We start from the raw sequence: 26,134 nt of genomic DNA, 5'->3' as shown, positions 1-26,134 counted from the left end.
CTCAGCGGCCTCCCGCCGCCCTCAGGCGAGCCTTGACCACAAGCGGCTGGATATAGGGCTCAAGCGCCTTGAGCGTGCGGGCGAGCGCACCGCGCATCTCGTCGACGGTGGTGGCGCCAGCAGCCATCATCTGGCGGCGCGCCGGTTCGTTGGTGAGCAGGAAATTCACCGCGCCGGCCAGCATCGAGCGGTCCCGCACCAGCTTGGCGCCGCCGGCATCGAGCAGGCGTTGATAGGATTCGCGGAAGTTCTGCACATTGCGGCCGGCAAGAACGGCGGTGTCCAGCATCGCCGGCTCGAGCGGGTTCTGGCCGCCCTCGGCGGTCAGCGAACGGCCGACGAAGGCGATCTCGGTCAAGCGCAGGTAAAGTCCCATCTCGCCGATCGTGTCGCCAAGCAGGATGTCGGTGTCCGGCGTGATCTGGTCGCCGATCGAACGCCGCGCCACCTTGAGGCCCATGGCCTCGATTTCATTGACAAGGAGGTCGGCGCGCTCGGGATGGCGTGGCACCACGACGGTGAACAGTCCGGCATGGCGGGCCTGCAGCGTCTTGTGCACCTCGGCGGCAATCGCCTCCTCGCCGTCATGGGTCGAGATGGCGGCCCAGGTCGGCCGCTGGCCGATCTGCCGGCGCAGCGTGAGAAGTTCGGTCTCGTCGACCGGCGGCGGCGGCGTGTCCACCTTGAGATTGCCGGATACAGTGACCGGACGGGCGCCGAGCACCCGGAAACGCTCTCCGTCGACCTCGGACTGCGCCACCACATGGGCGAGATTCTCGAACAAAGCCTCGGCGATGTTGGACCGTTTCTTCCAGGAGGCGAAGGAACGGTCGGACATGCGGCCATTGACCAGAACCTGCGGCACGCTGCGCGCGCCGAGTTCCAGGATGGTGTTCGGCCAGATTTCCGATTCGGCGATGATGGCGAGATCGGGATGCCAGTGATTGAGGAAGCGGCTGACCGCCGGCTTCAGGTCGAGCGGCACATATTGGTGGATGACGTGGTCGCCAAGCCGTTCCGCGACCAGCTTGGCCGAGGTGACCGTGCCGGTGGTGAGCACGACGGTGACGCCATATTCGAGGATGCAGCGGACCAGGGGCACGACGGCATTGGTTTCGCCGACGCTGGCGGCATGCACCCAGATCAGCGGCCCGTCCGGCCGCTCCTGGCTGGCGATGCCGTAGCGCTCGCGGCTGCGGGTGCGGTCTTCCTTACCCTTGGAGGCACGCCAGGCGACATAGGGGCCAGCCAGCGGATAGGCCGCCGAACCGGCGACCCGATACATGGACAGCATCATGCGGGCCAGCCGCTCGCTCATCGTGGCTGGTCCACCAGGCTGTAGGCCTTCGCCGTGGTGAGGTTCAGCGCCTCGGTGAGCTGGAGACGCACGCGCTCCATCTCCTCCTCGTTGGCATCCGACGCCACGAAGATCGGTTCGCCGGCGGCGATTGCCGAACGACCGAAAGGCAGATTGATCGTCGTCTTGTCCCAGCTCTTTTCCAGCACCTTGCGGCGGCTGGTGGCGAGCGCCGCCGGCACGATGGGACGGCCCGAAAGCTTGGCCAGAAGGATGACGCCGAGACCCGCGTCACGCGGCGTGCCATGCGGGATATCGGCGATCATGCAGACATTCTTGCCTGCCATGAGGGATTTCTTCAGTGCGATCAGTGCCTTGGCACCGCCCTTGTCGATGTGGCGCGCATCGGCGCGGCCGCCGGAACCGCGTACGGTCTCGATACCGAAACGCTCGATCACCTGCGCGTTGATCTCGGCGTCGGCGCTGCGCGACACCATGGCGACGAGACCGCGCTTGGAAGGGTAGAAGGCGGGCATCAGGATGTGCTGGCCGTGCCAGAGCGCGATGATGCCCGGCTCGATGCCCTCAAATTCCCTGTCGCCGAAGGTCGCCGAAGCGGCAACCCGGGGATTGGTCAGGCGAATGAACCGCATGGTGAGCGTGAACAGGCTGACGATCAGGCTCTTGACGAAACGCGACTGCGCCAGCGGCTCACGCACCTTCTTCCACAGCGGCTTCAACGCGCTGCCGCTGCGTTGCCTGCCGGCCGCCGGCTCGTCGGCCCGCGGTTTCGCCACTCGTTCTTCCATCGTCACGCGCCGGCCTTGCCTTCCGGATCGAGCAGGCGGTGCAGATGCACGACGAAATAGCGCATATGCGCATTGTCAACGCTGCCCTGGGCCTTGGACTTCCAGGCCGTCAGAGCCGACTGGTAGTCGGGATAAACGCCGACAATGTCCAGCGCGTCGAGATTGCGGAACTCAGTGCTGCCGACGCTCTTCAATTCGCCGCCGAACACCAGGTGCAAAAGCTGCTTCTTTCCGTCTTCCCCGGTCATGTCCGTCCTTCACATCGCGTGATTTGGTGCTTGGTCTAGACCAAAGCCGCCTATTTTGAAACCTTTGATACGCCGTTAGCCGTGCTGGCTGCCGATGACGACGGCCATCATGGCCAGGAGTTCGCCGCTGCCGGCGGCCAAGGCGCCGTGGCTGACCTTTTCCTTGCCGAAGGCAGGCGTCTGCCCGTGGCTGTCGATCAACCGGCCACCCGCCTCGCGCAGGATGAGTTCGGCGGCGGCGATGTCCCAGTCATGCGCGTTCGGCTTGACGAAGGTGGCGTCCAGCCTGCCGGCGGCGATCATCGCAAGGCGGTAGGCCAGCGAGGGGATGTAGGCCGCGCGGTGCATGCGGCCCTGCCAGGCCTGCGGCACCAGATCGAGCATCGGCTTCGGTCCGGCCATTTCGGCGATGGGCGGCGTTTCGCGCGCGCGGATCGGGGCTCCGTTCAGGAACGCGCCGCCACCGGGCACCGCCCAATAGGTCTCGTGCGCCGCCGGACATTCGAGCACGCCAGCAATCGCCCTGCCCTGTTCGACCACCGCGACGCTGACACACCAGCTCTTCTGGCCATCGAGGAAGCCGCGCGTGCCGTCGATGGGATCGACAACGAAGACGCGGCGTGCCTTCAGCCTCTCGGGGCCGTCGGCCGTCTCCTCGGACAGCCAGCCATAATCGGGCCGCGCCGCCATCAATGTCTCGCGCAGATAGGCGTCGGCGGCGTAGTCGGCCTCGCTGACCGGCGAAGTGCCGCCCTTCATCCAGACTTCCGGGTTCTTGCCGAAATAGCGCAGGGCAATGGCGCCCGCCTCGCGCGCGGCGGCGCGCAGCAGGGCCAGGTCTTCGTCGAACCCGGCCGATCCGCCCGCATCCGTGGCTGCGTCAACTTCCGGCAAGGGTCATCCCTTCGATCAAAAGCGTCGGCGCCGCGGTGCCATAGTCGCGGTCGAGATCGTTGGCGGGGACCAGGCCGAGGAACATGGTCTTCAGGTTCGAGGCGATCGTCACCTCGGAGACGGGGAAGGTCAGTTCGCCGTTCTCGATCCAGAAACCGGAAGCGCCGCGGCTGTATTCGCCGGTGATCATGTTGACGCCCTGGCCGAACACTTCGGTGACGTAGAAGCCGCTCTTCAGCGAACCTATCAACTCTTCTGGCGACCGTTCGCCGGGCTCGATGGCGAGATTGGTGGAGGATGGCGACACCTGCGAGCCGCCGCGCGCGCCGCGCCCATTGGTGGTGAGGCCGAGTTCGCGCGCCGCCGAAGTCGACAGGAACCAGTGATTGAGCACGCCCTTCTCGATCATCAAGAGCTTGCTGGCGCCAACGCCTTCGCCGTCGAACGGCCGGGACGCCTGCCCGCGCCGGCGCAGCGGCTCATCGGTGACGGTGATGGCGGCGGAAGCCACCTGCTTGCCCATCATGTCGCGCAGGAACGACGTCTTCCGCGCAACCGAGGCACCGTTGATGGCACCGGCAAGATGGCCGGCAATGCCGCGCGCGACACGCGGATCGAAGATGACGTCGACCGTGCCGGTCGGCATCTTGCGTGCGCCCAAACGCTTCACCGCACGTTCGCCGGCGCTGCGGCCGATTGTTTCCGGCCCGTCGAGGTCGGCGAAATGCAGGCGCGAGGAATAGTCGTAGTCACGCTCCATGCCGGTGCCCTCGCCGGCGATGACGCTGGCCGAGAGCGAGAAGCGGGTGCCGACATACTGGCCTAGGAAGCCGTGCGAGGTGGCGAGTACCAGGCCGCCCATGCCGGCGCCTGCGCCGGCGCCGCCGGAATTGGTCACACCCTTGACGGCAAGCGCGGCCTCTTCCGCCGCAAGCGCATCCTCGCGCAGACGGTCGGCGGAAACTTCGGTTGCGTCGAACAGGTCGAGATCGTTGGCGCCGCTGGCCAGCAGCGCCGGGTCGGCGAGGCCCTGATAGGGATCTTCCGGCGAGACTTTCGCCATGGCCACGGCACGTTCTGCCAGCATCTTCGGTTCGGAGGCGGCGGTCGCCGAAACGCTGGCGACACGATTGCCGATGAAGACGCGCAGCGAGACATCCTCGCTCTCCGACGCGTTGGTGTTCTCCACCTTGCCGAGGCGCACCGACACGCTGGTCGAGCGGCCACGCACCACAACCGCGTCGGCGGCGTCGGCGCCGGCCTTTTTAGCGGCATCGACCAGCGCGGCAACGCGATCGGTCAGTCTTGTCGTGTCGAGCGTGTCGGCCATGTCTGCTGTCCTGCTGATAGCGGGGCGCGTGTTTGAACGCGGGTCGCCGCTCCATCTATTGTCCTCAACCAGCCTATGCAATGGCTGAAAGCCAATCCGCCGCAGTCTGGTGTTGCCTTCTCCCCTTGCCGGAGAAGGAATATCTCTCAAGCCTCGGCGCGGACCTGGAACCGTTCGCTCCACCGGCACAGCCCTTCTGCCCCGGCGCAGAGTGCTGCACCTGCTTCCGTCAGCGAATAGACAACCTTGGCCGGCAATCCGGGATAGGCCTGCCTTTTCACCAACCCGTCGGTCTCCATCTCGCGCAATTGCTGCGCCAGCATCTTTTCGCTGATGTCGGGAATGGAGTGCCTGAGCCGGCCGAACCTACGCGGCGCGCCGGAAAGCGCGCACAGGATATCGATCTTCCACTTGCCCGCGACCAGTTTCATCGCGACCGAAAAGCCGTTTTCCATAGGCTTGTTCATCCCGTTCTCCTTACCGGCCCATTTCCCTTACCGTGAGGTAACCACTTACGTTTGCGTGCGTATTGGCCCCGCCCCTTCGGCGTCTTAGCTCCCGGCTCACGGCAAGCAAGCCGTGTGTTCAGCCGATATGGAGTGTCGCAATGAAGCCTGCAATCACTGTTTTGGGAACCGGACGGATGGGATCGGCGCTCGCCCGCGCGCTTTTGACGGCGGGGCACCGGACAACTGTGTGGAACAGAACGATCGAAAAGACCGCGCCGCTGGCTGCAGTCGGCGCCATCGTGGCGCCATCGGTGCGGAAGGCAATCGAGGCCGCGGATATCGTTATCGCCAACCTGACCGACTATGCGGCAACGGCGGCGCTGCTGCATGGCGACGACCTCGCCGCTCTTCGCGGCAAGGTGATCGTGGAACTCGCATCGGGCACGCCGCATGGCGCGCGCGAGGCCGGGGAATGGGCCGCGCGCCACGGCGTCACCTATCTCGACGGCGCGATCATGGCGACGCCGGACTACATCGGTACCGAGCACGGCACGATCCTGGTTTCGGGATCAAAACAGGCTTTCGACGCGGGCACGGACATGTTCGCGGCGCTGGGCGGCAATGTTCAGCATGTCGGCGAGGATCTGGGGCGGGCCAATGCGCTGGACAGCGCCCTGCTTGCGCTGATGTGGGGAGCCTTATTCGGCGCGCTCCATTCCATTGCCGTGAGCAAGGCCGAAAAGATCGAGCTTGGCGAACTGGCCAAGCAATGGACCGCGACCGCCCCGGTAATCGAGGGGCTGGTGACGGACCTGATCAAACGCACCGAAGCGGAACGGTTCGCGGCGGACGACGAGACGCTGTCGTCGATCTCGCCGCATTACAGCGCATTCCAGCACCTCGTCGAACTGATGGACGTGAGCAAGATCGACCGCACGGTGGTCGACGGCTATGATGGAATCTTTCAGCAAGCGATCGCCGCCGGCCATCTGCACGACGATTTCGCGGCGCTGTCGCAATTTATGGGAAGGGCCGGCAAATAGAATGTCCCTGACACAGCTGATCGACACATATTGCGCATCCTGGTCGGACCAGGATGCGGAACGGCGACGGGCCTTGCTGTTGTCGGTGTGGGGCGATGGCGCGACCTATACGGACCCCACCGCCCATGCGGACGGCGCGGAAGCATTGCTAGCCCACATCAAGGGTATCCAGGCGCGATATCCCGGTGCCCGCATTGCTCGAACGAGCGACGTGGACGTTCACCACGGCATTGCGCGCTTCGCCTGGACATTCGTGCTTGCGGACGGTTCGTCCTTTCCCGAGGGCCTGGACATTGCGTTCCTCAACGCCGACCAGACGCGCATAACACGCATCATCGGCTTTTTCGGACCATTGGCCAGGCCAGAAGTACGCCAGGCCGCAGCCCCGTCCTGAACCTAGGTGGCACCGGCGTTTCGAGCGTTTTCGAAATTGCCAAGAGGTCGATGTTTGCGGCACTCTCGCGAGTAGTGCGGTTGTGTCCGCAAACCCGACTTCGAACGACGAAAGGCCCGTCATGACACCCTTCCACCTCGCCTTCCCCGTGCGCGACCTCGACGAGACGCGTGCCTTCTATGGCGAGGTGCTGGGCTGCCGCATCGGCCGCTCGTCCGACAGCTGGGTCGATTTCGACCTCTACGGCCACCAGATGTCGGCGCATCTGCGGCCCAACGCGGCCGCTGCCCAACGCGACGGCGCCGTCGACGGAATTGCCGTGCCGATCCCGCATTTCGGCGCGGTGCTTTTGATGGACGAGTGGGAAAAGCTCGCCGCCCGGCTGGAAGCGCGCCAGGACATCGACTGGCTGGAGCGGCCGATGGTGCGCTTCAAGGGCCAGCCCGGCGAACAGGCAACGCTGTTCATCCGCGACCCGTCCGGCAACGCGCTGGAGTTCAAGGGATTTCGTTCGCTGGAACAGGTGTTCGCGCATTGATGGGCGCGATACGGGCACTTCTTCGGGATTGAACCGCGTTACCTTCGTCCACGTTCCGGCATGGATTCCCGACACTCTCCAGTCGCTTCGCTCCCTCACGAGGTCGGGAATGACGGAGTTTCCTTTCCGTCTTCGCTAGTCTCCAGCGCTTGCTCCGACAGTGGAAACCCACCTGGGTTGCGGTGGGCCACGGTCCGCCCCGCGAGGAGCATGGTAACGTCCACTTTGACAGTTGGCGCAGACCGCAAATCCAGTCCGTCATTCCCGACCTCGTGAGGGAGCGAAGCGACCGGAGAGTGTCGGGAATCCATGCCGGAACGGTGGAGAACGAGGTCACGACCCCGCTTCTCAACCCGAATTATCGCAGGAGTTTGACCCGCCGCGCCTCAAGCGCGGCCTCGACGGCGCGCTTGACCTCGTCCTTCACCGCCACCGTCTCGGCCATCACGGCGTCGATCTTCATGAAGTCGAGCACGCGAAAACGCGAGACCGGCGGACGGATGAGGATGTCGGGACGGCCCTGCGTCAGCTTGTTGGCGATGATGGACTGCATCATCAGCTGGGTGGCACCGAACATCAAGTCGATCGAGGTCGGCCGCTTGCGGCTGCCGGTCTCGGGACCGCCAACGACGTCGACGGCGATGGTGATGTCGGCCTCGTTGGCGATCAGGTCGAAGGGCACCGGGTTGTAGATGCCGCCGTCGATCAGGGTGACGCCGTCGCGCACCACCGGCCGGAATACCGCCGGGATCGCCGCCGACGCGGCCAGCGCCGAATGCAGGTCGCCTGCGTCGAAGACCGCGAGCTTGTGGCCGAAATAGTCGGTCGCCGTGACCTTCAGCGGGATTTTCAACTCCTCGAAGCTGGCCGGCACGATCTCCGGCAGGAAGGCTTTGAGGATGCGCTCGACATTGAACTGGCCGACACGCAGGCCGCCCTCCATGGCTTCGGCAAAAGTGCCCGGCCGGGCACGCCACATGCGGCTGGCCACCTGGGCGCGGGTGCCGAGGATGGAGCGCGCATAGGCGTGGATGTCGCGGCCGCTCATGCCGGAGGCAACACCGGCCCCGATCAGCGAGCCGATCGACGAGCCGGCCAAAGCCACCGGCTTGATGCCCAGTTCGTCAAGCGCCTCGACGACGTGGATGTGCGCGAGGCCGCGCGCGCCGCCGCCGCCAAAGGCGATGCCGAAGGTCGGGCTCAACCCTTGCCGTCCCCGGCCAGCGGCGGGCCGACAATCAGCACGGAAGGTTCGACGGAGAGCAACTTCCTGGCCACGGCCTTCACCTCGTCCAGTGTCACGGCGTTGATATAGGACGCACGGCGCTGGATGTAGTCGATGCCCAGCTCGCCGACCTGCAGTTCGACCAGAGTGTTGGCGATTGCGTCGGAAGAGTCGAGATTGTTGATGGCATAGGCGCCGATCAGGTATTTTTTGGTCGCCGCCAGTTCCTGCTCGGTCGGCCCTTCCGTCGCCATGCGCCGGATGACGTCGCGCACGACGCCAAGCGTCTCGGCGGCGCGGTCGGAGCGCGTCGCGGTACCGACCGTGAGCAAGGCGGCGTAGCGCCGGTTGACCAGCGACGACGACACGCCATAGGCCAGGCCGCGCTTTTCGCGCACTTCCTGATAGAGGCGCGAAGTGTATGCCGAGCCGCCGAGCATGTCGTTCATGACGGCCGCGGCATAAAAATCCGGCGCGTCGCGGCGCACGCCCGGGAAGGCCAGTTGCAGCGATGTCTGCGGCAGGTCGTAATTGACCTCCACCTTCTGCCCGAATTTGAGATCGACGTCGGCCACCGGTTTCAGCGCCTGCTTTTCAGGCAGGTCGCCGAACAACTCGTCCAGCTTGCGCTTCAGCGTTTCGGCATCGATCGCGCCGACGACCGCGACACGCAGGCCGTCGCGCGCGAAGGTCGCCTTGTGGAAGGCGCGCAGATCGTCGGCGGTGATGGCCGGCACCGTTTCCTTGGTGCCGTCGTCGGCATTGGCGTAAGGATGGCTGCCATAGATGGAGCGGCGCCACTTGGTCTGGGCAATGGTTTCCGGGTCGCGCTCGCCGGCGAGCAGGCCGGAGAGGACCTGCGCGCGGATGCGCTCGATCGGCGCAGCGTCGAAGCGCGGACTGGTGATCGCCAACTTGAGCAGGCCCAGCGCATCGTCGCGCTTTTCGGCCAGCATGCGCATCGACCCGTAGACGCCGTCGCGGGTCGCCTCGAAACGCATTTCGGCGCCGGCCGTGTCGAGGCGGGTCTGGAAGGTGTCGCTGTCGAGATCGCCCGCGCCCTCGTCGAACAGGCCAGACATCAGATTGGCGGTGCCCTCCTTGCCGGCGGGGTCCTGGCTGGAGCCGCCCTGGAAGGCGAAACGCAGTGAGACGATGGGCACGGTGTAGTCTTCGACCAGCCACGCGGTGATGCCCTTTTCGGACTTCACCTCCTGGATGGTCATGGCGGACGCCGTGAACACCGGAAGAACCAGGAAGACCAGGCCGAGCAGCAGGGTCAGGACGGCGGCGCGGACCGGGGTGGTTTTGATCGACAACGCGCGGTCGCCCGCGAGGCCGGAAATGGCGGGGTGCGACGATTGCTGCAAAATTCTCATGGCCGGCATCGCTCAGTTCTCCGCCTGCGTCTTCGGCAACAGATAACCCGTCACCACCCGGTCGAGCACGAGATAGCGCGCCGCGGCTGCCTTCACTTCCTCGGCGGTGACCTTGCGGACGCGGTCCGGCCATTCGTTGATGTCGGTAACCGTGCCGCCGGTGGTCAGCGTGCTGCCGTAGATGTTGGCCATCGAATCCTGACGATCGCGCGCGAAGATCATCGAGCGCACATACCGCGCTTTTGCCCGGTCCAGTTCCTCAGCGCTGATGCCATCGCGGGCGATCCGCTCGATCTCGGCGCCGACAGCGGCTTCGACGTCGGCGAGCTTGGCCTCGCCGCGCGGCGTGGCGTAGACGGCGAAGACCGAATCGTCGAGCGCCCGGCCCTGGAAGCCGGCATTGACGCTGGCGGCGATGCCCTTCTTGACGATCAGCTCCTGATAGAGCCGGCTGCGCGTGCCGCCGCCGAGAATCTCGCCAAGCAGGTCGATCGCCTCCGCCTCGCCGGGCTTGGCGGTGTTGTAGGACGGCACCACCCACTGCATGGAGAAGCTCGGCACGCTGACGCGGGCGTCGCTCAACGTCACCGTTCGCCGCGTGGTTTTCTGCGGTTCCTTCGGGCGAATGCGCGGCGGCAGATCGGGACCGCGCGGGATCTTGCCGAAACTCTCCTCGGCCAGCTTGCGCACCGCCTCGGCCTCGACGTCGCCGGCGACGATCAGGACGGCGTTGTTGGGCGCGTAATAGCGGTCGTAGAAGGCCTTGGCATCTACGCGGTTGAGCTGCTGCATCTCCTGCATCCAGCCAATGACCGGGATACGGTAAGGCTGGTTCATGAACAGGGTGGCCAGCACGGCTTCGTCAAGCTGGGCCTGCGGGTCGTTGTCGATGCGCATGCGGCGCTCTTCCAGCACCACGTCGCGCTCGGTGGCGACGACCTCGTCGCTCAGCACCAGATTGCGCATGCGGGCGGCCTCGAAGGCCATCATCTGACTGAGCGCCTGCGGCGGCACGGTCTCGTGGAAAGCTGTATAGTCGTAGGAGGTGAAGGCGTTGTCGTTGCCGCCGATATCGGCCACCGCCTTGTCGAGTTCGCCGGCGGCATGATTGCCGGTCGCCTTGAACATCAGGTGTTCGAAGAAATGGGCGATGCCGGATTTGCCGGGCGGCTCATCGGCGCTGCCGACCTTGTACCAGACCATATGGGTGACGATCGGCGAGCGGTGGTCGGGAACGACCACGACCTGCATGCCATTGCCAAGCGTGAACTCGGAAACCGGGGACGTCGGCACAGGTGCCTGTTCGGCAAACGTCGGCATGGCAAGAAGGACGGTGAAGGATGCGGCCAAAAGCGCGCGGCGCGGCCAGTTTCCAAGTGCTTTCATCGACCCGTTCCGCCTCAATGCAGCACCACCTGTCTTGCCGTTTGCCCGAATACGCGTTTCAGCCCGTCTTGCCGCAAAACAAGGCCGAAGTCAGGCCGTCTCGATGAAACGGATGACGGTTTCGCCATAGTTGCGCTCATCGACGACCGAAAAACCCGGTCCTGGCTGGAACGGGACGGAGGCGGTCTCCTCGACCACGCAGAGCGCGCCGGGCGCCAGCCAGCCGCCGGCCCGCGCCGACTGAAGCGCCCGCTCGCCAAGGCCCTTGCCATAGGGCGGATCGGCAAACAGCAGGGTAAATGGCGCGATCGTGCCGGCCTCGCCAAGCTGGGTGGCGTCACGGCGGAATATCTTGGTGCGGCCGGTGAGGCCGTAGGCTTCGACATTGGAGCGGATCAGGCCGCGTCCCTCGGCCGATTCCTCGATGAAGACGGCGTAGGAGGCGCCGCGCGACAGCGCTTCCAGGCCGAGCGCGCCGGTGCCGGCGAAGAGGTCGAGCACGCGCACGCCTTCCAGCCTGTCGGGAAAACGATGCGCGAGCACGTTGAAGACGGCCTCGCGCGTGCGGTCGGTGGTCGGGCGGATGGAGTGATCGCGCGGCGTGGCCAACGGCCTGCCGCGAAATTCGCCCCCGACGATCCGCATCAGCGCTGCCTCGGGCCTTTGCCCGGTCCCTTGCCGCGCGGCGCGCCGCCCTTGCCTTCGCTAGGACGGCCGCGCGGGCGATCGCCACCGGTGCCGGAACGTTCCGGCCGCTCGATCTTGGCGCCCTGCGGCCGCGCGCCCGGCGCCATCCAGACATTGGCCCGGCGCTGACCCGGCGGCTCGATCGGCCGCTGTTCGCGCTCGCCCTTGCGGGGACCGCGTTCGCCAAAGCCGCCTGGTTTGCCAAAGCCACCTGGTTTGCCGGAACCGCCAGGCTTGCTGAACCCGCCGCGCTCCGGCCGGGTCGAAAGCTTGCCGAGCGCCTCGTCGCGGCTGCCCTCGCGCCGCTTGCGCGCCTTGATCAGGCCACCCTCGCCGATCGGGCGATGATCACCCTCGCGCTGGGGCGGCAGACGCGGCCTATCTTCCACGCGCGGCTCGGTGCGCCGCACCGGCTTGTTGGAGAATGGAGTGGCGATGTCAGCCTCGAAATTGGCGCCCGATTCCTCGATCAGCGTTTCGCCGAGCTGCTCGCGCAGCGTGCGGCCCTTGATCTCCAGAACATGGCCTTCCGGCAATTCGCCGAGCTGGAACGGACCGTAGGAGATGCGGATCAGCCGCGTCACTTCGAGCCCAAGCGCGCCGAGGATGTTCTTCACCTCGCGGTTCTTGCCTTCGCGCAGGCCGATGACCAGCCAAGCATTGCTGCCCTGTGTGCGTTCCAGCGATGCCTCGATGGCACCGTAGAAGATGCCGTCGACGGCGATGCCGTCCCTGAGGTCGGCCAGGGCCTGCTCCTCGACCTTGCCATGGACGCGGACGCGATAACGCCGCAACCAGCCGGTGGCCGGCAGTTCCAGCACGCGCGACAGCCCGCCATCATTGGTGAGCAGCAACAGGCCTTCGGTGTTGATGTCCAGCCGTCCGACCGTCATCAGCCGCGGCAGTTCGGCCGGCAGCACGTCGAACACCGTCTTGCGGCCTTCGGGGTCGCGGTTGGTGGTCACCAGGCCGGCCGGCTTGTGGAACAGGAACAGGCGTGTCCGTTCGATCGCCGGGATCTCGGTGTCGTCGAGATGGATGACGTCGGTTGGCAAGACGTTGAAGGCTGGCGATGGAAGCACCTTGCCATTGACCTTGACGCGGCCAGCGGCGATCAGCTCCTCGGCGTCACGACGAGAGGCGATGCCGGCACGGGCCAGGCGCTTGGCGATACGCTCGCCTGTCTCCATGGCTTCTTCCGAAGCCTGCGGGCGGAAACCGCCCTCGCGGCGCGGGCCTTTGTCGCCAAAGTGCTTCGGCGCGCCGCCCTCGCGTTTCTGGAACGGCTTGCGTTCGCCATCCTCGCGCGGACGGAACGGCTTGCGTTCGCCATCGAATTCGCGCTTCGGGCGCTCGAAACGACGTTCACCGCTGTCGAAGCGCCGTTCGCTGCGTTCGCCGCGCTCGTAGCGGCCGGGGCGCTGGCTGCCCGCGTCGTCCCGCTTCTCATAAGGTTTGCGGTCCGGGCGGAAGCCGCCTTCGGGCCGCGGGCCGCGCGGACGGTCGCCGCCAAAATCGCGCTTCGGCCGCTCGCCGTCGGCTGCGCGATCCTCGCGCGGCGTATAGGGCTTGCGCGGCCCGTCGCGCTTGACGAAGGGCTTGCCTTCGGTGCGTGCACCCTTTTCGTAGGGCCGCTTGCCGAAGGAGCCGCCGCCTTCCCGCTTCTCGTAAGGCTTGCGCTCCTGCCGGAATTCGCCTTCCGGGCGGGGTGTGCGGGGACGATCGCCGAAGTCGCGTCTCGGCCGCTCGCCGTCGGCAGCACTATCCTGGCGCGGCGTATAGGGCTTGCGCGGTCCGTCGCGCTTGACGAAGGGCTTGCCCTCGCCGCGCGCGCTCTTTTCATAAGGCCGCTTGCCGCCATCCTCGCGCTTCTGCCAGGGCTTGCCGCCGCCGGGCTTGAAATCGCCGCGGGGCCGGTCGCCGGCCGGCTTGTCGCCGTCGAAACGCTTGGCGAACGGCTTCTTACCGAAGCCGGGCTTGCCACCCTTGCCAGCGCCGGCATCGCGGCCGCGCGGTCCGCCCGTTTTGGGGCCACGCGAACGCGGCGGCTTGTTGTCTCTGTCGTCCATATTACCTTGCTCACCCGAACGGAATGCCATCGGCCTTCCGCTCTATCTTCCTATTTTGTCGCATGACCTTGCCCGAAAAGTCTGCAACTTTTCGGAATCATGCTCTGGCGCGGCCACGGCGCCGGACGTCGGAAAGGACGCCTCAAGACGCTGTAACACTTCTGTTGTGCGCGTGATCCGGTTCGAAAACCGATACCGGTTTTCGAAGTCGTGCGCTAGATAACAGGATCGCCACCGGGTGGCGAGGGCTTATTCGGGACAGAAACAGCTTGAAACGACCGGATTTCATGGCCGCCGCGCTCAAGGAGGCGGAAGCTGCCGCGGCGCGCGGCGAAGTGCCGGTCGGCGCGGTGATCGTGCGCGGCGCCGAAATCGTCGCCTCGGCCGGCAACCGCACGCGCGAATTGAACGACCCGACGGCCCATGCCGAAATGCTGGCGATCCGCGAGGCCTGCGGCAAACTGGGCAGCGAACGGCTGACCGGGCACGACCTCTATGTGACGCTGGAACCGTGCGCGATGTGCGCGGGTGCGATTTCCTTCGCCCGGCTGCGGCGCCTCTATTTCGGGGCGGCCGACGAAAAGGGCGGCGCGGTCGTCAACGGGGCACGCTTCTTCGCCACCCCGACCTGCCACCATGCGCCGGATATCTATGCCGGCATCGCGGAGACCGAGGCCGCCGCCATTCTCAAGGATTTTTTCAAGGATCGCCGCTGACAGTCGTCAGCAGCCGGTCAATTCCACCAGTCGAACCAGCCCGACTTGCCGCTCTTGGCCAGGGCTTCCTTCTTCAGGCGCCGTTCCTTCTTGTATTCGTCCTCACCGACATCGTTCTGCGGCGCGGTGTCGGCGGCGGTGCGATAGGCCGTGGGCGGATCGGTCAGGAATTTTCTGGAGGTCGGCGTGCCCTTCTCGCTGGCAGCGATGCGGCGTGCCACCTCGGCGCGCTTGGACACGGCCTGGCCAGTATCGGGAGCCGGCGGGTGGCTGGAGCCCGATTCGGCCATCGCCTTCCGGACGGCTGCCGGATCGGACTGCACGTCGTCGCCGACGATCTGGGTCTGGTAGTTGGGGTTATTCTCGTTGGCAGTCGCTTCGGCGCGCAGGCGCGCACGGCGCTGCTCCGGCGATTCCGGCCATTCGCCGCCAGCGGTCTGGGTGATCGAGTCCTGCGGCGCTGGCAGCGCCTCCTTGGTGCCGGCCTTCGGCTTCACCAGCACGGCGCGCGGCTTGTAGTCGATGGCGTCCTTCTTCGGCGGACGCAGCGAAATGGCGTTGGAAAGGTCGCCAAGCAATTGTTGGTCGGCGGGCTTGTCGGTACCGTAGGTGGGCGATCCGACGCAGCCGGCAAGCGCCAGACCTGACGCCATGAGCGGCACGAGAACCAGCGCGCGTGCGCAGCGTCTTTCGGTCATGCTGAAATATTTCACTCTCGACCTCTGGCCAGCCCCGATGGCCCGGCAATGAACCCATGCGCTCATCCGACGGGAATCCGGCGATAGTTTGTCTTTCTTGTCACCGGAATTTCGCGTCTTTACCTCAACGGTCCGTTAAGGGCAACGCCGGCGGCCAACAAGCCACCGGCATCGTACCCGGCCGGCAATCAGAGCCGGCCGAGTGCTTTCAGCTCGTGAAGAGCGGCCGCATCGCGCGCCGAAACGCCCGGGAAAGCGGCGTCCGAGCCGACATCGGCGGTGTAGCGCCAGGAGCGCGCGCACTTGACCAGACCACGGTCCTCGGCCTTGCCGACGACCACGGCAACGCCCGGAACCTCGCGCAACGCAAAGGCGTCGGCGGGGGCGGCAGCGTGCGAGATAACGAGATCGGAGGTGATGCTGATCTCGGCCAGATCAACGCCGTCGAAGGCCTCCTCAAGCACGGCATTGGTCATGTAGACGACCGGCACCGCCTCGAGGGAAGAGCCGATGGTCTTCTTGGCGCGCTCCAGTTCCAGCGCACCGGTGACGACGCTGCGCACCTGGCGGATCTTGCGCCATTTTTCGGCCAGCGCATCGTCGCGCCATTCGGCGGGCACCGCCGGCATCTGTTCCAGATGCAGCGATTCGGCCTTCGGGTTACGATCCAGCCACGCCTCTTCCGTGGTGAAGGGCAGAAGCGGCGCCAGCCATTTCACCAGGCAGTCGAACAGATGGCGCACCACCTTGACCGAGGCCTTGCGCTTCACGCTCGACGGCGCGTCGCAATAGAGCGCGTCCTTACGGATGTCGAAATAGAAGGCCGACAATTCGACGACCATGAAATCGAGCAAGTTTCGCGTGATGCGCTTGAACTCGAAGGCATCGAAGCCGGAACGCACCACCTCGTCCAGTTCCGCCAGCCGGTGCAGCATCAGCCGCTCCAGCTCGGGCATTTCGGCAAGCGCCACTTCGGCGCCGTCGTCATGCGCCAGCGTGCCCAGCATCCAGCGGATGGTGTTGCGCAGCTTGCGATAGGCGTCGATGTTGGTCTGCAGGATGGTTTTGCCGAGCCGCTGGTCTTCCCAATAGTCGGTCGTCGCCACCCAGAGCCGCAGGATATCGGCGCCCGACTGCTTGATGACGTCCTGCGGCACCACCGTGTTGCCGAGCGACTTCGACATCTTGCGGCCTTCCTCGTCCATGGTGAAACCATGGGTGACGACGGTGTCGTAAGGCGCCCTGCCCCTGGTGCCGCAGCTTTCCAAAAGCGAGGAGTGGAACCAGCCGCGGTGCTGGTCCGAACCTTCCAGATAGACGTCGGCCGGCCATTTGAGGTCGGGACGGTCTTCGAGCGTAAAGGTGTGGGTGGAGCCGGAATCGAACCAGACATCGAGAATGTCGGTGACCTGCTTCCACGGTTCGTTGGCCTTAGCACCCAGGAAGCGCTCGCGCGCGCCCTCGGCGAACCAAGCGTCCGCCCCTTCCTTCTCGAAAGCCTCAAGGATGCGGGCGTTGACCGCATCGTCCTTCAGCACATTGCCGTCCTCGTCGGCGAAGACGGCGATCGGCACGCCCCAGGCGCGCTGGCGCGACAGCACCCAGTCGGGGCGCTCCTCGATCATCGAGCGCAGGCGCGTCTGGCCGGCGGCCGGCACGAAACGCGTGGCGTCGATGGCATTCAGCGCGCGGCCGCGCAGCGTGGTGCCGTCGGCCAGTTCCTTGTCCATATAGACGAACCACTGCGGCGTGTTGCGGAAGATGATCGGCTTCTTCGAACGCCACGAATGCGGATACTGGTGCTTCAGCCGGCCGCGCGCGAACAGCGCGTTGACGGCGATCAGCGCCTCGATGACGGCCTTGTTGGCGTCGCCCTTCTTGCCGTTGTCGTCGATGACGCGCGCGGCGCCGCCCTCGCGGTCCGGCCCGAAGCCCGGCGCGTCCTTGGTATAGAAGCCGGCATCGTCGACCGGGAACGGGATCGCCGTGTCGATGCCACGCTTGCGCAGTTCCGGCGCGGCATCCACCCAGGCCTCGAAGTCCTCGCGGCCGTGGCTGGGCGCGGTGTGCACGAAACCGGTGCCGGCATCGTCGGTGACATGGTCGCCGGCGACAAGCGGAACGGGGAATTCATAGCCACCGCCGAGGCCATGCAGCGGGTGCGAAAGCGTCAGGCCGGCAAGCTGCTCCGCCGAGATATCGCGGAGGCGCTTCATAACAACCTTCGCCTTTGCGGACGATTCTTCCGCAAGCGCGTCGGCAAAGATCAGCTTCTCGCCCGGCTGCGGGCCGAAGTCGTTCTCAGCTGCGGTTATCTCGTACAGCCCGTAGGCGACGCGTGGCGAATAAGCGACGGCGCGGTTGCCGGGGATCGTCCAGGGCGTGGTCGTCCAGATGACCACATGGCTGCCAGCAAACGCGCTGGTCGCGTCGTTCACCGGGAACTTCACCCAGATCGCGTCGCTTTCGTAGTCCTGATACTCGATCTCGGCTTCGGCCAGCGCGGTGCGCTCGACCACCGACCACATCACCGGCTTGGAGCCACGGTAAAGCTGGTCGGTCGCCGCGAATTTCAGCAGTTCGCCGGCGATGCGCGCTTCCGCGTGATAGGCCATGGTGGTGTAGGGGTTGTCGAAATCGCCGACGACGCCGAGGCGCTGGAACTCGTCGCCCTGCACCTTGATCCACTTTTCGGCATAGGCGCGGCATTCCTGGCGGAACGCCACCATGGCGGCCGGCTGCGAAAGGTCGGGCTTCGACTTGCCCTTGGAGCGATAATTCTCTTCCTCGATCTTCCACTCGATCGGCAGGCCGTGGCAATCCCAACCGGGCACATAGTTCGAGTCGAAACCACGCATCTGGAAGGAACGGACGATGATGTCCTTGAGGATCTTGTTCAGCGCATGGCCGATATGGATGTTGCCGTTGGCGTAGGGCGGGCCGTCATGCAGCACGTATTTTGGACGCCCGGCGGCGGTTTCGCGCAGGCGCTTGTAGAGGTCCATGTCCTGCCAGCGCTTGACCAGCGCCGGTTCCTTTTCCGGCAGGCCGGCGCGCATCGGGAATTCCGTCTGCGGCAAATAAAGGGTCTTGGAATAGTCGAGGGTTTCAGCTTTGTCGTTCATCGATCTGCCATATGCGTTGCCCGGCGGCGGCGAGCCTCGGGCGTTGAACTAGCATGTTCTGGAAAAAGCGCGAGGGTGCCCCACGCAAAAAGTCCCGGCGGCTCCGACGACCTTAAGCCGTCCGGAACACCGGGCCAATAATTCGTATCGCGATGCCGCGTGGGCGCGAGAAAGCCGTCATGGCCGCGCTTTTAGCCGATAAGGCGGCAGGAATAAAGCGCCTCGCCGCCGCATTCGGCTACATCTTGAAATCGAAGCGGTAGCTGGTCGAGATGCCGATGGTGAACTGGTCCTTCGAACCGTTCTGCTTGACCAGGCTGGACGAAGCAGCCGGACCGGTCAGACGGCTGTATTCGCCGAACAGGCTCGCGGTGATCGGGTCGCTGACTTTCCACGTGACGGCGCCGCCGACACCCACCGATTTGACGCCGCCGCCCGGATGATATTCGGCAAGGCCGGTGGTCGCCGCTTCGGCGGCGTTGACGCCGTAATAGGCGTCGAAATAGCGCGACGAGGCCAGCGACATGCGTGGACCGCCGGAGATGCGGACTTCCGGCGTGACGTCATAGAAGGCGTCGGCCGCGAAATCGGCGACGACACCGTGATGGGCGCGGACGCCCTGGCGCACCTCGCCGCGCACGCGCACCCAGTCCACGGGATAGAATTCGGCGAAACCGCCGAGCTCGCCACCCCATGGCACCGGGTCCAGCCCTTCCAGGCCCTGCGTGTCGCTGCTGCGGCGCAACAGCAGCTTGCCGTTCAGGCCGGCGCGGAAATTGCCGGTGTCGTAGAGGCCCAGCGAGATATTGTCGTTGCGCGAGGAAAAGCGGGTGTCGTTGCCAGCCTTGCCCAGCGAAATGATCGGCTCGGCGCCGAGCAGGTATTTCTTGCCGCCTTCGAAATTCGGCGCGACCAGGCCGGTGACGCCGACCTCCAGATACCAGTCGCCGTGAATCCAGTCGAAAAAGCCGTCCCCGGCGCGGGCGCCGGACGGGGCAGCAACGACAAGAGCAGCCAGTGCCGCCGGGAGGAACCTTGCAGGACTCATTACAACACCATGCACAACTCACCGTTGCGTTGTCTATGACGGCCGTTTGGTAAAATTTGACTTAAATCCGCGATTTCCAAACAAATTCCGTTTCGGCGCCATCACTGGACGCCATATTGGCACGGCGTTATCGTCCGCCCTGTGACAGGCACAACCTTGGAGAGGATGGCCATGACCCTGCCAACGGACGAATTGAAGAATGTAATCGGGCAAGCCCGTTCCAAATGGGGATGGTTCGTTGCCCTTGGCGTTTTGATGTTGATCCTGGGCGGCATCGCCTTCGGCAATCTGTTCATCGCCACGGTCGTGTCGGTCTATTTCGTCGGATGGCTGATGCTGATCGCCGGCGCCATCGAGATCGTGCATGCCTTCGGCGTCAAGACCTGGGGACGGTTCTTCTACTGGCTGCTCAACGGCCTGCTTTATGCGGTGGCCGGCTTCTTCGCCTTCTACAATCCGCTGCTGGCCTCGGCGGTACTCACCCTGCTTTTGGCTATCGCGCTGGTGGCGTCGGGCCTGATCCGCACCACCGTCGGCTTCCAGCACCGCGCCGAAAAGGGTTCAGGCTGGATCATTGCCGCCGGCATCATCACCGTGCTGGCGGGCCTGATCATCGCGCTGCGCTGGCCGGTCAACAGCCTGTGGGTGCTCGGCCTGTTCCTGGCGATCGACCTGATCTTCCAGGGCTGGACCTACATCGCTTTCGGTCTGGGCTTGAGGGCCAGCGCGCCCGCGGACGCTAAAAAGTGATCTTCCCGTCGAGGGCGGAAAGTGGCCGCACGCCGGCCAGCACCGCCCTCGCCTCCGCCTCGTCGCGCTTCATCTGGGCGACCAGCGGGTCAAGCCCCTCGAACTTCACCTCGCCGCGCAGATAGGCGAAGAACGATACCTCGCAGACCTCGCCGTAAAGGCTGTCGGAGAAGTCGAAGAGAAACGTCTCGAGCAGCGGCGCACCGTTGTCGTCCACCGTCGGGCGCCGCCCGAAACTGGCAACGCCATCGTGCAAGGTGCCGTCCTGGCGCCGGAAGCGGACGGCGTAAATGCCTTCCTTCAGCGTGGTTTGCGGCGAAAGCCTCATATTGGCGGTGGGGAAACCCAGCGTGCGGCCGAGCTGCTGGCCGCCGATGATCTCGCTTTCGACCGTGAAACGATAGCCCAACAGGCCTGCCGCTTCGGCCGGCTCGCCCTCGGTGAGCAGCGCCCTGATGCGGCTGGAGGAGACGACGTCCGTGCCCTCGTCGCAAAAAGCCTCGACCTGGGCGACGCCAAAACCGTGGCGCCTGCCAGCTTCCGCCAGATAGGCCGGGCCGCCCTGGCGGTCCTTGCCGAAATGGAAGTCGAAACCGGTGACCGCGCAGGAAATGCCGAGGTTCTTTTCCAGGATATCGGTGATGAAGGATTCCGCCGACCGCTCGGAAAATTCGCGGGTGAATTCCTGCTCGATAACGGCGTCGAAGCCGAAATAGGACAGGAGCCTCGCCTTCACCGGCGGCGGGGTGAGCACGAACAGCGGCACGTCCGGCCTGAAAACGGTGCGGGGATGCGGTTCGAAGGTCAGCACCAGCGCCGGGACGCCGCGCCGATGCGCCTCGTCCAATGCCCGCTGCAACACGGCCTGATGGCCGCGATGTACGCCGTCGAAATTGCCGATCGCCACCACGCCGCCGCGCAGACGGGACGGCAGCACCGTGTCGCCGGAAATGCGTTCGAACGGCTTGTCCATGCCGCTCCCTTATTTCAGCCGCGGCATGACGGCAACGGGCCGGTAGCCGTGCTTTTCGAGGAAAGCCGCCAACCGCGCCGGATCGGGCCGCAACGGGTCGCCATAGTCGCGGGCATGAATGCCGCCGGAAATATAGAGCACGTCGAAGCCGTTGTCGGCGCCGCCCTTGACGTCGGTCATCATGCCGTCGCCGATGGCCAGCGCCTGGTTGCGCGTCAGGTCACGGCCGAGAGCCTCGCAAGCCGCCTTCATCGCCGCCGCATAGATCGGCGCATGCGGCTTGCCGGCGATCAGCGTGCGGCCGCCGAGCTGGGCGTAGTCGCGGGCAAGCGCGCCGGCGCACCAGATCAGCCTGTCGCCGCGCTCGACGATGATATCGGGATTGGCGCAGATGAACGGCAGGTTGCGCGCCCGCAGCCGCGCCAGCATCTCGGCATAGTCTTCCGGCGTTTCGGCCTCGTCGTCGAACAGGCCAGTGCAGACCACGGCCTGCGCCTCGAATTCCTCGACCAGTTCGACATCGAGCCCGTCATAGATGGTGACGTCGCGGTCCGGCCCGAGGTGGAATACCTTGCGCGGGCCTTCGGCGATCAGATCGCGCGTCACGTCGCCGGACGTCACCACGCGGTCGAACGCGTCGTCGGGCACGCCGATCACCCGCAACTGGGCGATCACGTCGGCGTTTCGACGCGGCGAATTGGTGATGAGCACCACCGCCAGCCCGGCCTTGCGAGCCTGCGCAAGGGCTGCGGCCGCAGCCGGAAAATGCGTCTCGCCATTGTGGACCACGCCCCAGACGTCGCACAAGAGCGTGTCATAGCGGCCGGAGACGGCAGTCAGCGTATCGATCGTTTCAAGCAGATCCGTCATGGCATCCCAGAAAAACAGGCCGCGTTCGAGTGCTACCGGCCATGCCGGGACGGCCCCGGATTAGCCGAAGCCCGGGCGGCTGTCACCAGCTTTTGCCGTGACGGGCGATGGGCCAAAAGGCGAAGCCCGATCTGGCGCAATCAGCCGACGGGTCATGATCTTGCGGGTTGCGCGGCAAAGATGCAGTTTCGCGCCAGCGCGCTTGGATGCGCCACATCTGGGGGACTGCCGTGCCCGATACCGCCAATCACATCGCCTTCGCCCTGATCTGCCTCGGCATGGTGCTGACGCCAGGCCCGAACATGATCTACCTGATCTCGCGCTCGCTCTCGCAAGGACCGAAAGCCGGGCTGATCTCGCTCGGCGGCGTTGCCGTCGGCTTCCTGTTCTATGTGCTGTGCGCGGCCTTCGGCATCACGGCGCTGCTGCTTGCCGTGCCCTATGCCTATGACGTGCTGCGGTTCGGCGGCGCGCTCTACCTGCTCTACCTCGCCTGGCAGGCGCTGCGCCCCGGCGGGCGCTCGCCCTTCCAGGTGAAGGAGCTGCCGCGCGACCGGCCGCGCAAGCTGTTTATGATGGGGTTGATGACCAATCTGCTCAATCCGAAGGTCGCAGTGCTCTATCTGTCGCTGCTGCCGCAGTTCATCGAGCCCGAAAAGGGCCACGTGCTGTCGCAGCTTCTGGTGCTGGGCGTAACGCAGATCACCATCAGCCTGAGCGTCAACGCCGTCATCGCGGTCACGGCGGGTTCCATAGCGGTGTTCCTGGCCGGGCGACCGCTATGGATGCTGATCCAGCGTTGGCTGATGGGAACCGTGCTGGCGGCGCTGGCCGTGCGGATGGCGACCGAAAGCCAGCGCTGATCAAGGTAACCCGACAGGCCTACATCGGCCGCCGGTCGGCCTTGCCTTCCGGTACCACCACCTTGCGGTAGAGGTGCCAGGTGGCGTGGCCGAGGATCGGCATGACGATGGCAAGGCCGGCAAACAGCGGGATCGAGCCGATCACCAGTAACACCGCCACGATCAGACCCCAGGCCAGCATCGGCACGGGGTTCATGGCGACGGCGCGCACCGAAGTCTCGATCGCCGACACCACGCCGACGTCACGATCAAGCAGCAGCGGGAAGGCGATGACGGTCGTTGCCAGCACGATCAGCGCAAAGACAAAACCGGTCAAATTGCCGAGGAGGATGAGCCGCCAGCCCTGGTTGGTGGTGAACAGGTCCCGAACGAAGGTTCCAAGCGCTGCCGGAGGCTGGTCGCCAAAGGACGATGCATAGATCGATTGCGCCGTGAACAGCCACAAGAGGAAGAACGCCATCAGCATGATGCCGATGACGGCGATGGACGGCAGCGCCGGCGAATGGCGCACATCGAGCGCACGCTTCCAGGACGTGTCCATGCCGCGCTCGCGCCGCCGCGACATCTCGTAAAGACCAATGGCTGCAAAGGGGCCGACGAGTGCAAAACCGGTCATCAGCGGGTAGACCAGCTGGATGGCGTTGGAGCCCGACGTCCACTCCGTCAGGATCAGCCCGACGATCGGATAGATCAGCCCGAGGAAGACGTAGTGCGAAGGTTTCGCCCAAAAATCCTCGGCACCGCGCTTCAGGGCGTCGAACAGGTCTGAAATGGAAATCCGGCGCACCGTCGGCAACTCAAGTCCGTGCGCCCCTGCCATGACATGAAAACCGGCCATTACCATCCTCCTGTCGGGTTGGAGAGCGGTCACCGCCGAGGGTCGAAACCCTTGATGGCCGCCCGTGGCTGCCACTGTCTGAACGTCTCACCATAACAGCTTCGTCCACGACTGTCGTCCGGGCGGCATCACAGTTTCTTGAGACGCCTGCCAAAAGCCATTTTCGCGGGTATGGAAGAGACGATGACACTTTCAGATTCGACCGCCCGATCGCCCACCCCGCTCCTCTCGATGGACCGGCGCGCCCTGCTGAGGTTTGGCGGCTTCGGCGCGCTCGCCTTGCTCGCCGGCTGCGGCACGATGCGCCCGACCGGCGAAAGTGGCGGCTCCTCGGCGGCGGCAAGCGGCATCGTTTCCGGCATCCGCTCGGGTGCCGGCCTGACGGCGCTCAGCCCCGACGCGCAGCTTGAACAGGCCGCGCTGCAGCAAGCGCGCTATATGGCCAGCGCGGGGCGAATGGAGCACACGACCGGCTGGGGCAAGGATTTCGCCGCGCGCGTCTCCGACAACGGCATCAAGGGCGCGGCCGCCGAAAACATCGCCCAAGGCCGCATGGACCTGACGCGCCTGTTCGACATGTGGATGAACTCGCCGCCGCATCGCCGCAACATGCTCGATCCGCGTTTCACGCGCTTCGGCCTCGCCTATGTCGGCGATGCGTCACGGCCTGGTTGGCGGTATTGGGCGTTGGTTTTGGGGAAGTAGGGCAGTCGGCAGTCGGCAGTCGGCAGTCGGCAGTCGGCAGTCGGCAGTCGGCAGTCGGCAGTCGGCAGTCGGCAGTCGGAAAATAATGGCTGATTTCGACCATGCCTAGCCAATTTCTCACCAGTAAGTTCCGACTGCCGACTGCCGACTGCCGATTGCCTCAATCCATATGCACCGCCGGCGCGGCCGCGCCGCCTGCAGACTTCTTCGGCGATTTGAGCAGGAAGATGAGCGGAATGGCGCTGAGCGTCACCAGCATCATCAGTTTGAAGTCGGAGACGTAAGAAACCATCTGGGCCTGGATGTTGACGAGACCGTCCACCTGCGACAGCGCGGTGCGGTCGCCCATCGCCGCCGACGGGTTAGCGATCCATAGGTTCGGGTTGAACGGGTTGATGAAGGCCGACAGCTCCGAGTGGTTGATCTGCGTGTTCTGCGTCAGCATCACCGCAAAGGCCGAGATGCCGATGGAGGAACCGATGTTGCGCACCAGCGTGAACAGCGCCGTCGCATCCGGCAGACCCGAGGGGTTTAGCGTCGAGAAGGCCATCGTTGAAATCGGCACGAAGACCAGCCCTAGTCCCAGACCCTGCACGATGCCGGACGACACGATCGGCCAGGCATCCATCTGCGGCGTGAAACCGGCCATCATGTTGAACGAATAGGCTGTGAGCAGCATGCCGACGAAGATCAGCTTCCTCGGATCGACGATGCGCATCAGGCGTCCGACCGCCAGCATCGAGATCATCGTGCCGACACCGCGCGGCGCCATCACCATGCCCGTCGTCACCGTGGGATAGCCGAAGATCGCCGAGAGCATGGGCGGCATCAGCGCCATGCCGGCCAGGAGAATGACGCCGATGATGAAGATGAACACCAGCGCCGCCGCGAAATTGCGGTCGAGGAAGATCTTGGCGTCGATGAACGGGCGGTCGGCGGACATGGTGTGCACAACAAAGACCCAGATGCCGATGACGGCGAGGCCGGTCTCGATCCAGATCTCGGTCGAGGAGAACCAGTCGGCATCGGCACCGCGGTCGAGCATCAATTGCAGCGCGCCGACGCCCAGCGACAGCATGGCGAAGCCGAAGAAGTCGAAGCCGCGGATGCGCTTGGGGATGCTGGGCAGGAAGGCGGCCATGCCGAGGAAGGCGACGATGCCGACCGGCAGGTTGATCAGGAACACCCAGCGCCAGTTGTAGCTGTCGGTCAGCCAGCCGCCCAGCGTCGGCCCGACCACGGGCCCGACCATGATGCCGGCGCCCCAGATCGCCATGGCCTGACCCCGGCGTTCCTTGGGATTGATGTCCATCAGGAAAAGCTGCGACAGCGGCACGATCGATGCGCCGAACACGCCCTGCATGAGGCGGAACAGCACCATCGTTTCCAGGCTCCAGGCGAGCCCGCACAAAAGCGAAAAGAAGACGAAGCCGACGACCGAGCCCAGGAACAGCTCCTTGCGGCCGAACTTGTCGGACAGCCAGCCGGTCATCGGCGTGACGATGGCGGCCGCGACGATGTAGGACGTCAGCACCCAGTTGATGGTGTCAGGCGACGCGCCGAGGTCGCCCGACATCGACGGCAGCGCGACATTGGCAATGGTGGTGTCCAGCACCTGCATCACCGTCGCCGCCATGATCGCCACGGTGGCCAGCCCACGGTTCGGGACTTCGCGATAACCTTGATCTGCACTCATGGCAATTTCGATCCAGTCCGGAGCGGTCGGCGCCTGAAGGGCTTTCCGGGCGGCAAGGCAACCTCGTCAGGGGATTGCCAGCCATTTTGGGGGTTTAACGGCCA

General features: G+C 65.2%; 25 protein-coding genes. 7 read left to right on the top strand and 18 right to left on the bottom strand.

Annotated elements, in window-relative coordinates:
- Position 1 precedes the first annotated feature (1 nt).
- The 6 genes from waaA to QFZ88_RS25665 form a co-directional block, all read right to left on the bottom strand.
- Positions 2 to 1,318 (bottom strand): lipid IV(A) 3-deoxy-D-manno-octulosonic acid transferase, encoded by a 1,317-nt coding sequence (gene waaA, locus QFZ88_RS25690; RefSeq protein WP_024926113.1) that lies wholly within the window; start codon positions 1,316 to 1,318, stop codon positions 2 to 4.
- Positions 1,315 to 2,106: a lysophospholipid acyltransferase family protein gene (locus tag QFZ88_RS25685; protein ID WP_024926112.1), complete on the bottom strand. Its 792-nt coding sequence runs from the start codon at positions 2,104 to 2,106 to the stop codon at positions 1,315 to 1,317. Before QFZ88_RS25685 ends, waaA begins: the two co-directional genes overlap by 4 nt.
- 2 nt (positions 2,107 to 2,108) lie before the next feature.
- Positions 2,109 to 2,354 carry a DUF4170 domain-containing protein gene (locus QFZ88_RS25680; protein ID WP_024926111.1) on the bottom strand — a complete coding sequence of 82 codons (246 nt, stop codon included), beginning with the start codon at positions 2,352 to 2,354 and terminating at the stop codon, positions 2,109 to 2,111.
- Positions 2,355 to 2,429: 75 nt separating this feature from the next.
- On the bottom strand, positions 2,430 to 3,248 hold the full coding sequence (locus tag QFZ88_RS25675) for a 3'(2'),5'-bisphosphate nucleotidase CysQ (RefSeq protein ID WP_024926110.1): 819 nt from the start codon (positions 3,246 to 3,248) through the stop codon (positions 2,430 to 2,432).
- The gene (locus QFZ88_RS25670) at positions 3,235 to 4,578 is read right to left on the bottom strand and encodes a TldD/PmbA family protein (protein WP_024926109.1); all 1,344 of its coding nucleotides are present in this window, start codon (positions 4,576 to 4,578) and stop codon (positions 3,235 to 3,237) included. Before QFZ88_RS25670 ends, QFZ88_RS25675 begins: the two co-directional genes overlap by 14 nt.
- 146 nt (positions 4,579 to 4,724) lie before the next feature.
- Positions 4,725 to 5,045, bottom strand: coding sequence for a winged helix-turn-helix transcriptional regulator (locus QFZ88_RS25665; protein WP_024926108.1), 321 nt, complete (start codon positions 5,043 to 5,045; stop codon positions 4,725 to 4,727).
- A 140-nt stretch (positions 5,046 to 5,185) separates the two neighbouring features.
- Between QFZ88_RS25665 and QFZ88_RS25660 the strand changes: the two genes are divergently transcribed.
- The 3 genes from QFZ88_RS25660 to QFZ88_RS25650 all read left to right on the top strand — a co-directional run bounded on the left by QFZ88_RS25660 (position 5,186) and on the right by QFZ88_RS25650 (position 7,002).
- Positions 5,186 to 6,070, top strand: coding sequence for an NAD(P)-dependent oxidoreductase (locus QFZ88_RS25660; RefSeq protein ID WP_036254014.1), 885 nt, complete (start codon positions 5,186 to 5,188; stop codon positions 6,068 to 6,070).
- Between the two features lies 1 nt (position 6,071).
- On the top strand, positions 6,072 to 6,464 hold the full coding sequence (locus QFZ88_RS25655) for a hypothetical protein (RefSeq protein ID WP_024926106.1): 393 nt from the start codon (positions 6,072 to 6,074) through the stop codon (positions 6,462 to 6,464).
- Positions 6,465 to 6,585: 121 nt separating this feature from the next.
- Positions 6,586 to 7,002, top strand: coding sequence for a VOC family protein (locus QFZ88_RS25650; RefSeq protein ID WP_024926105.1), 417 nt, complete (start codon positions 6,586 to 6,588; stop codon positions 7,000 to 7,002).
- Positions 7,003 to 7,360: 358 nt separating this feature from the next.
- Here the strand turns inward: QFZ88_RS25650 and QFZ88_RS25645 are convergent, their stop codons facing one another.
- From QFZ88_RS25645 to QFZ88_RS25625, 5 genes are all read right to left on the bottom strand, one after another.
- Complete coding sequence (locus tag QFZ88_RS25645; RefSeq protein ID WP_024927166.1) at positions 7,361 to 8,206, bottom strand: patatin-like phospholipase family protein; 846 nt, start codon at positions 8,204 to 8,206, stop codon at positions 7,361 to 7,363.
- Positions 8,203 to 9,606 (bottom strand): M16 family metallopeptidase, encoded by a 1,404-nt coding sequence (locus tag QFZ88_RS25640; RefSeq protein ID WP_244431282.1) that lies wholly within the window; start codon positions 9,604 to 9,606, stop codon positions 8,203 to 8,205. The genes QFZ88_RS25645 and QFZ88_RS25640 overlap by 4 nt, the downstream gene beginning before the upstream one ends.
- 12 nt (positions 9,607 to 9,618) lie before the next feature.
- Positions 9,619 to 10,926, bottom strand: a complete 1,308-nt coding sequence (locus tag QFZ88_RS25635) for a M16 family metallopeptidase (protein ID WP_244431287.1) — start codon at positions 10,924 to 10,926, stop codon at positions 9,619 to 9,621.
- A gap of 156 nt (positions 10,927 to 11,082) precedes the next feature.
- A complete protein-coding gene (rsmD, locus tag QFZ88_RS25630) occupies positions 11,083 to 11,637 on the bottom strand; it encodes a 16S rRNA (guanine(966)-N(2))-methyltransferase RsmD (protein ID WP_024927169.1) in 555 nt (184 codons plus the stop codon).
- Positions 11,637 to 13,748 (bottom strand): pseudouridine synthase, encoded by a 2,112-nt coding sequence (locus QFZ88_RS25625; RefSeq protein ID WP_024927170.1) that lies wholly within the window; start codon positions 13,746 to 13,748, stop codon positions 11,637 to 11,639. The genes rsmD and QFZ88_RS25625 overlap by 1 nt, the downstream gene beginning before the upstream one ends.
- 269 nt (positions 13,749 to 14,017) lie before the next feature.
- Between QFZ88_RS25625 and QFZ88_RS25620 the strand changes: the two genes are divergently transcribed.
- Positions 14,018 to 14,464 (top strand): nucleoside deaminase, encoded by a 447-nt coding sequence (locus tag QFZ88_RS25620; protein ID WP_024927171.1) that lies wholly within the window; start codon positions 14,018 to 14,020, stop codon positions 14,462 to 14,464.
- A gap of 17 nt (positions 14,465 to 14,481) precedes the next feature.
- Here the strand turns inward: QFZ88_RS25620 and QFZ88_RS25615 are convergent, their stop codons facing one another.
- The 3 genes from QFZ88_RS25615 to QFZ88_RS25605 all read right to left on the bottom strand — a co-directional run bounded on the left by QFZ88_RS25615 (position 14,482) and on the right by QFZ88_RS25605 (position 19,335).
- Entirely contained in the window at positions 14,482 to 15,162 is a 681-nt protein-coding gene (locus QFZ88_RS25615) for a hypothetical protein (protein ID WP_024927172.1), read from the bottom strand.
- Between the two features lie 188 nt (positions 15,163 to 15,350).
- Entirely contained in the window at positions 15,351 to 18,287 is a 2,937-nt protein-coding gene (ileS, locus tag QFZ88_RS25610; RefSeq protein ID WP_024927173.1) for an isoleucine--tRNA ligase, read from the bottom strand.
- Positions 18,288 to 18,525: 238 nt separating this feature from the next.
- A complete protein-coding gene (locus QFZ88_RS25605; protein ID WP_024927174.1) occupies positions 18,526 to 19,335 on the bottom strand; it encodes a MipA/OmpV family protein in 810 nt (269 codons plus the stop codon).
- Positions 19,336 to 19,506: 171 nt separating this feature from the next.
- Here QFZ88_RS25605 and QFZ88_RS25600 point away from each other — a divergent pair, with 171 nt between their 5' ends.
- Positions 19,507 to 20,085 (top strand): HdeD family acid-resistance protein, encoded by a 579-nt coding sequence (locus QFZ88_RS25600; RefSeq protein WP_036255415.1) that lies wholly within the window; start codon positions 19,507 to 19,509, stop codon positions 20,083 to 20,085.
- On the opposite strand, the gene QFZ88_RS25595 is transcribed toward QFZ88_RS25600, so the two are convergent.
- Positions 20,075 to 21,058, bottom strand: coding sequence for a bifunctional riboflavin kinase/FAD synthetase (locus QFZ88_RS25595; RefSeq protein WP_024927176.1), 984 nt, complete (start codon positions 21,056 to 21,058; stop codon positions 20,075 to 20,077). The genes QFZ88_RS25600 and QFZ88_RS25595 overlap by 11 nt on opposite strands.
- Positions 21,059 to 21,067: 9 nt before the next feature.
- The gene (locus QFZ88_RS25590; RefSeq protein WP_024927177.1) at positions 21,068 to 21,928 is read right to left on the bottom strand and encodes a TIGR01459 family HAD-type hydrolase; all 861 of its coding nucleotides are present in this window, start codon (positions 21,926 to 21,928) and stop codon (positions 21,068 to 21,070) included.
- A gap of 278 nt (positions 21,929 to 22,206) precedes the next feature.
- On the opposite strand from QFZ88_RS25590, the gene QFZ88_RS25585 reads away from it, so the two are divergent.
- Positions 22,207 to 22,791 (top strand): LysE family translocator, encoded by a 585-nt coding sequence (locus QFZ88_RS25585; protein ID WP_373426411.1) that lies wholly within the window; start codon positions 22,207 to 22,209, stop codon positions 22,789 to 22,791.
- Between the two features lie 19 nt (positions 22,792 to 22,810).
- Here QFZ88_RS25585 and QFZ88_RS25580 read toward each other — a convergent pair whose 3' ends face one another.
- On the bottom strand, positions 22,811 to 23,629 hold the full coding sequence (locus QFZ88_RS25580) for a DUF2189 domain-containing protein (protein WP_024927179.1): 819 nt from the start codon (positions 23,627 to 23,629) through the stop codon (positions 22,811 to 22,813).
- A 183-nt stretch (positions 23,630 to 23,812) separates the two neighbouring features.
- Between QFZ88_RS25580 and QFZ88_RS25575 the strand changes: the two genes are divergently transcribed.
- Positions 23,813 to 24,334, top strand: a complete 522-nt coding sequence (locus QFZ88_RS25575; RefSeq protein WP_024927180.1) for a CAP domain-containing protein — start codon at positions 23,813 to 23,815, stop codon at positions 24,332 to 24,334.
- Positions 24,335 to 24,494: 160 nt separating this feature from the next.
- Here QFZ88_RS25575 and QFZ88_RS25570 read toward each other — a convergent pair whose 3' ends face one another.
- Positions 24,495 to 26,030, bottom strand: coding sequence for a DHA2 family efflux MFS transporter permease subunit (locus QFZ88_RS25570; RefSeq protein ID WP_024925259.1), 1,536 nt, complete (start codon positions 26,028 to 26,030; stop codon positions 24,495 to 24,497).
- Between the last annotated feature and the right edge of the window lie 104 nt (positions 26,031 to 26,134).

Origin of the sequence: Mesorhizobium sp. YL-MeA3-2017 (assembly GCF_030814575.1) — a bacterium.
GTDB classification, from domain to species: domain Bacteria; phylum Pseudomonadota; class Alphaproteobacteria; order Rhizobiales; family Rhizobiaceae; genus Mesorhizobium; species Mesorhizobium terrae.
The sequence above is the reverse complement of the archived record's forward strand: the minus strand, read 5'-3'. Positions and strand labels throughout refer to the sequence as shown.

What these genes read in the sequence shown, in the direction of transcription:
- waaA (WP_024926113.1), bottom strand. Translation starts at nt 1,318, where the DNA reads ATGAGCGAGCGGCTGGCCCGCATGATGCTGTCCATGTATCGGGTCGCC.
- QFZ88_RS25685 (WP_024926112.1), bottom strand. Translation starts at nt 2,106, where the DNA reads ATGGAAGAACGAGTGGCGAAACCGCGGGCCGACGAGCCGGCGGCCGGC.
- QFZ88_RS25680 (WP_024926111.1), bottom strand. Translation starts at nt 2,354, where the DNA reads ATGACCGGGGAAGACGGAAAGAAGCAGCTTTTGCACCTGGTGTTCGGC.
- QFZ88_RS25670 (WP_024926109.1), bottom strand. Translation starts at nt 4,578, where the DNA reads ATGGCCGACACGCTCGACACGACAAGACTGACCGATCGCGTTGCCGCG.
- QFZ88_RS25665 (WP_024926108.1), bottom strand. Translation starts at nt 5,045, where the DNA reads ATGAACAAGCCTATGGAAAACGGCTTTTCGGTCGCGATGAAACTGGTC.
- QFZ88_RS25660 (WP_036254014.1), top strand. Translation starts at nt 5,186, where the DNA reads ATGAAGCCTGCAATCACTGTTTTGGGAACCGGACGGATGGGATCGGCG.
- QFZ88_RS25655 (WP_024926106.1), top strand. Translation starts at nt 6,072, where the DNA reads ATGTCCCTGACACAGCTGATCGACACATATTGCGCATCCTGGTCGGAC.
- QFZ88_RS25650 (WP_024926105.1), top strand. Translation starts at nt 6,586, where the DNA reads ATGACACCCTTCCACCTCGCCTTCCCCGTGCGCGACCTCGACGAGACG.
- QFZ88_RS25640 (WP_244431282.1), bottom strand. Translation starts at nt 9,606, where the DNA reads ATGAGAATTTTGCAGCAATCGTCGCACCCCGCCATTTCCGGCCTCGCG.
- QFZ88_RS25635 (WP_244431287.1), bottom strand. Translation starts at nt 10,926, where the DNA reads ATGCCGACGTTTGCCGAACAGGCACCTGTGCCGACGTCCCCGGTTTCC.
- rsmD (WP_024927169.1), bottom strand. Translation starts at nt 11,637, where the DNA reads ATGCGGATCGTCGGGGGCGAATTTCGCGGCAGGCCGTTGGCCACGCCG.
- QFZ88_RS25625 (WP_024927170.1), bottom strand. Translation starts at nt 13,748, where the DNA reads ATGGACGACAGAGACAACAAGCCGCCGCGTTCGCGTGGCCCCAAAACG.
- QFZ88_RS25615 (WP_024927172.1), bottom strand. Translation starts at nt 15,162, where the DNA reads ATGACCGAAAGACGCTGCGCACGCGCGCTGGTTCTCGTGCCGCTCATG.
- ileS (WP_024927173.1), bottom strand. Translation starts at nt 18,287, where the DNA reads ATGAACGACAAAGCTGAAACCCTCGACTATTCCAAGACCCTTTATTTG.
- QFZ88_RS25605 (WP_024927174.1), bottom strand. Translation starts at nt 19,335, where the DNA reads ATGAGTCCTGCAAGGTTCCTCCCGGCGGCACTGGCTGCTCTTGTCGTT.
- QFZ88_RS25600 (WP_036255415.1), top strand. Translation starts at nt 19,507, where the DNA reads ATGACCCTGCCAACGGACGAATTGAAGAATGTAATCGGGCAAGCCCGT.
- QFZ88_RS25595 (WP_024927176.1), bottom strand. Translation starts at nt 21,058, where the DNA reads ATGGACAAGCCGTTCGAACGCATTTCCGGCGACACGGTGCTGCCGTCC.
- QFZ88_RS25590 (WP_024927177.1), bottom strand. Translation starts at nt 21,928, where the DNA reads ATGACGGATCTGCTTGAAACGATCGATACGCTGACTGCCGTCTCCGGC.
- QFZ88_RS25585 (WP_373426411.1), top strand. Translation starts at nt 22,207, where the DNA reads ATGGTGCTGACGCCAGGCCCGAACATGATCTACCTGATCTCGCGCTCG.
- QFZ88_RS25580 (WP_024927179.1), bottom strand. Translation starts at nt 23,629, where the DNA reads ATGGCCGGTTTTCATGTCATGGCAGGGGCGCACGGACTTGAGTTGCCG.
- QFZ88_RS25575 (WP_024927180.1), top strand. Translation starts at nt 23,813, where the DNA reads ATGACACTTTCAGATTCGACCGCCCGATCGCCCACCCCGCTCCTCTCG.
- QFZ88_RS25570 (WP_024925259.1), bottom strand. Translation starts at nt 26,030, where the DNA reads ATGAGTGCAGATCAAGGTTATCGCGAAGTCCCGAACCGTGGGCTGGCC.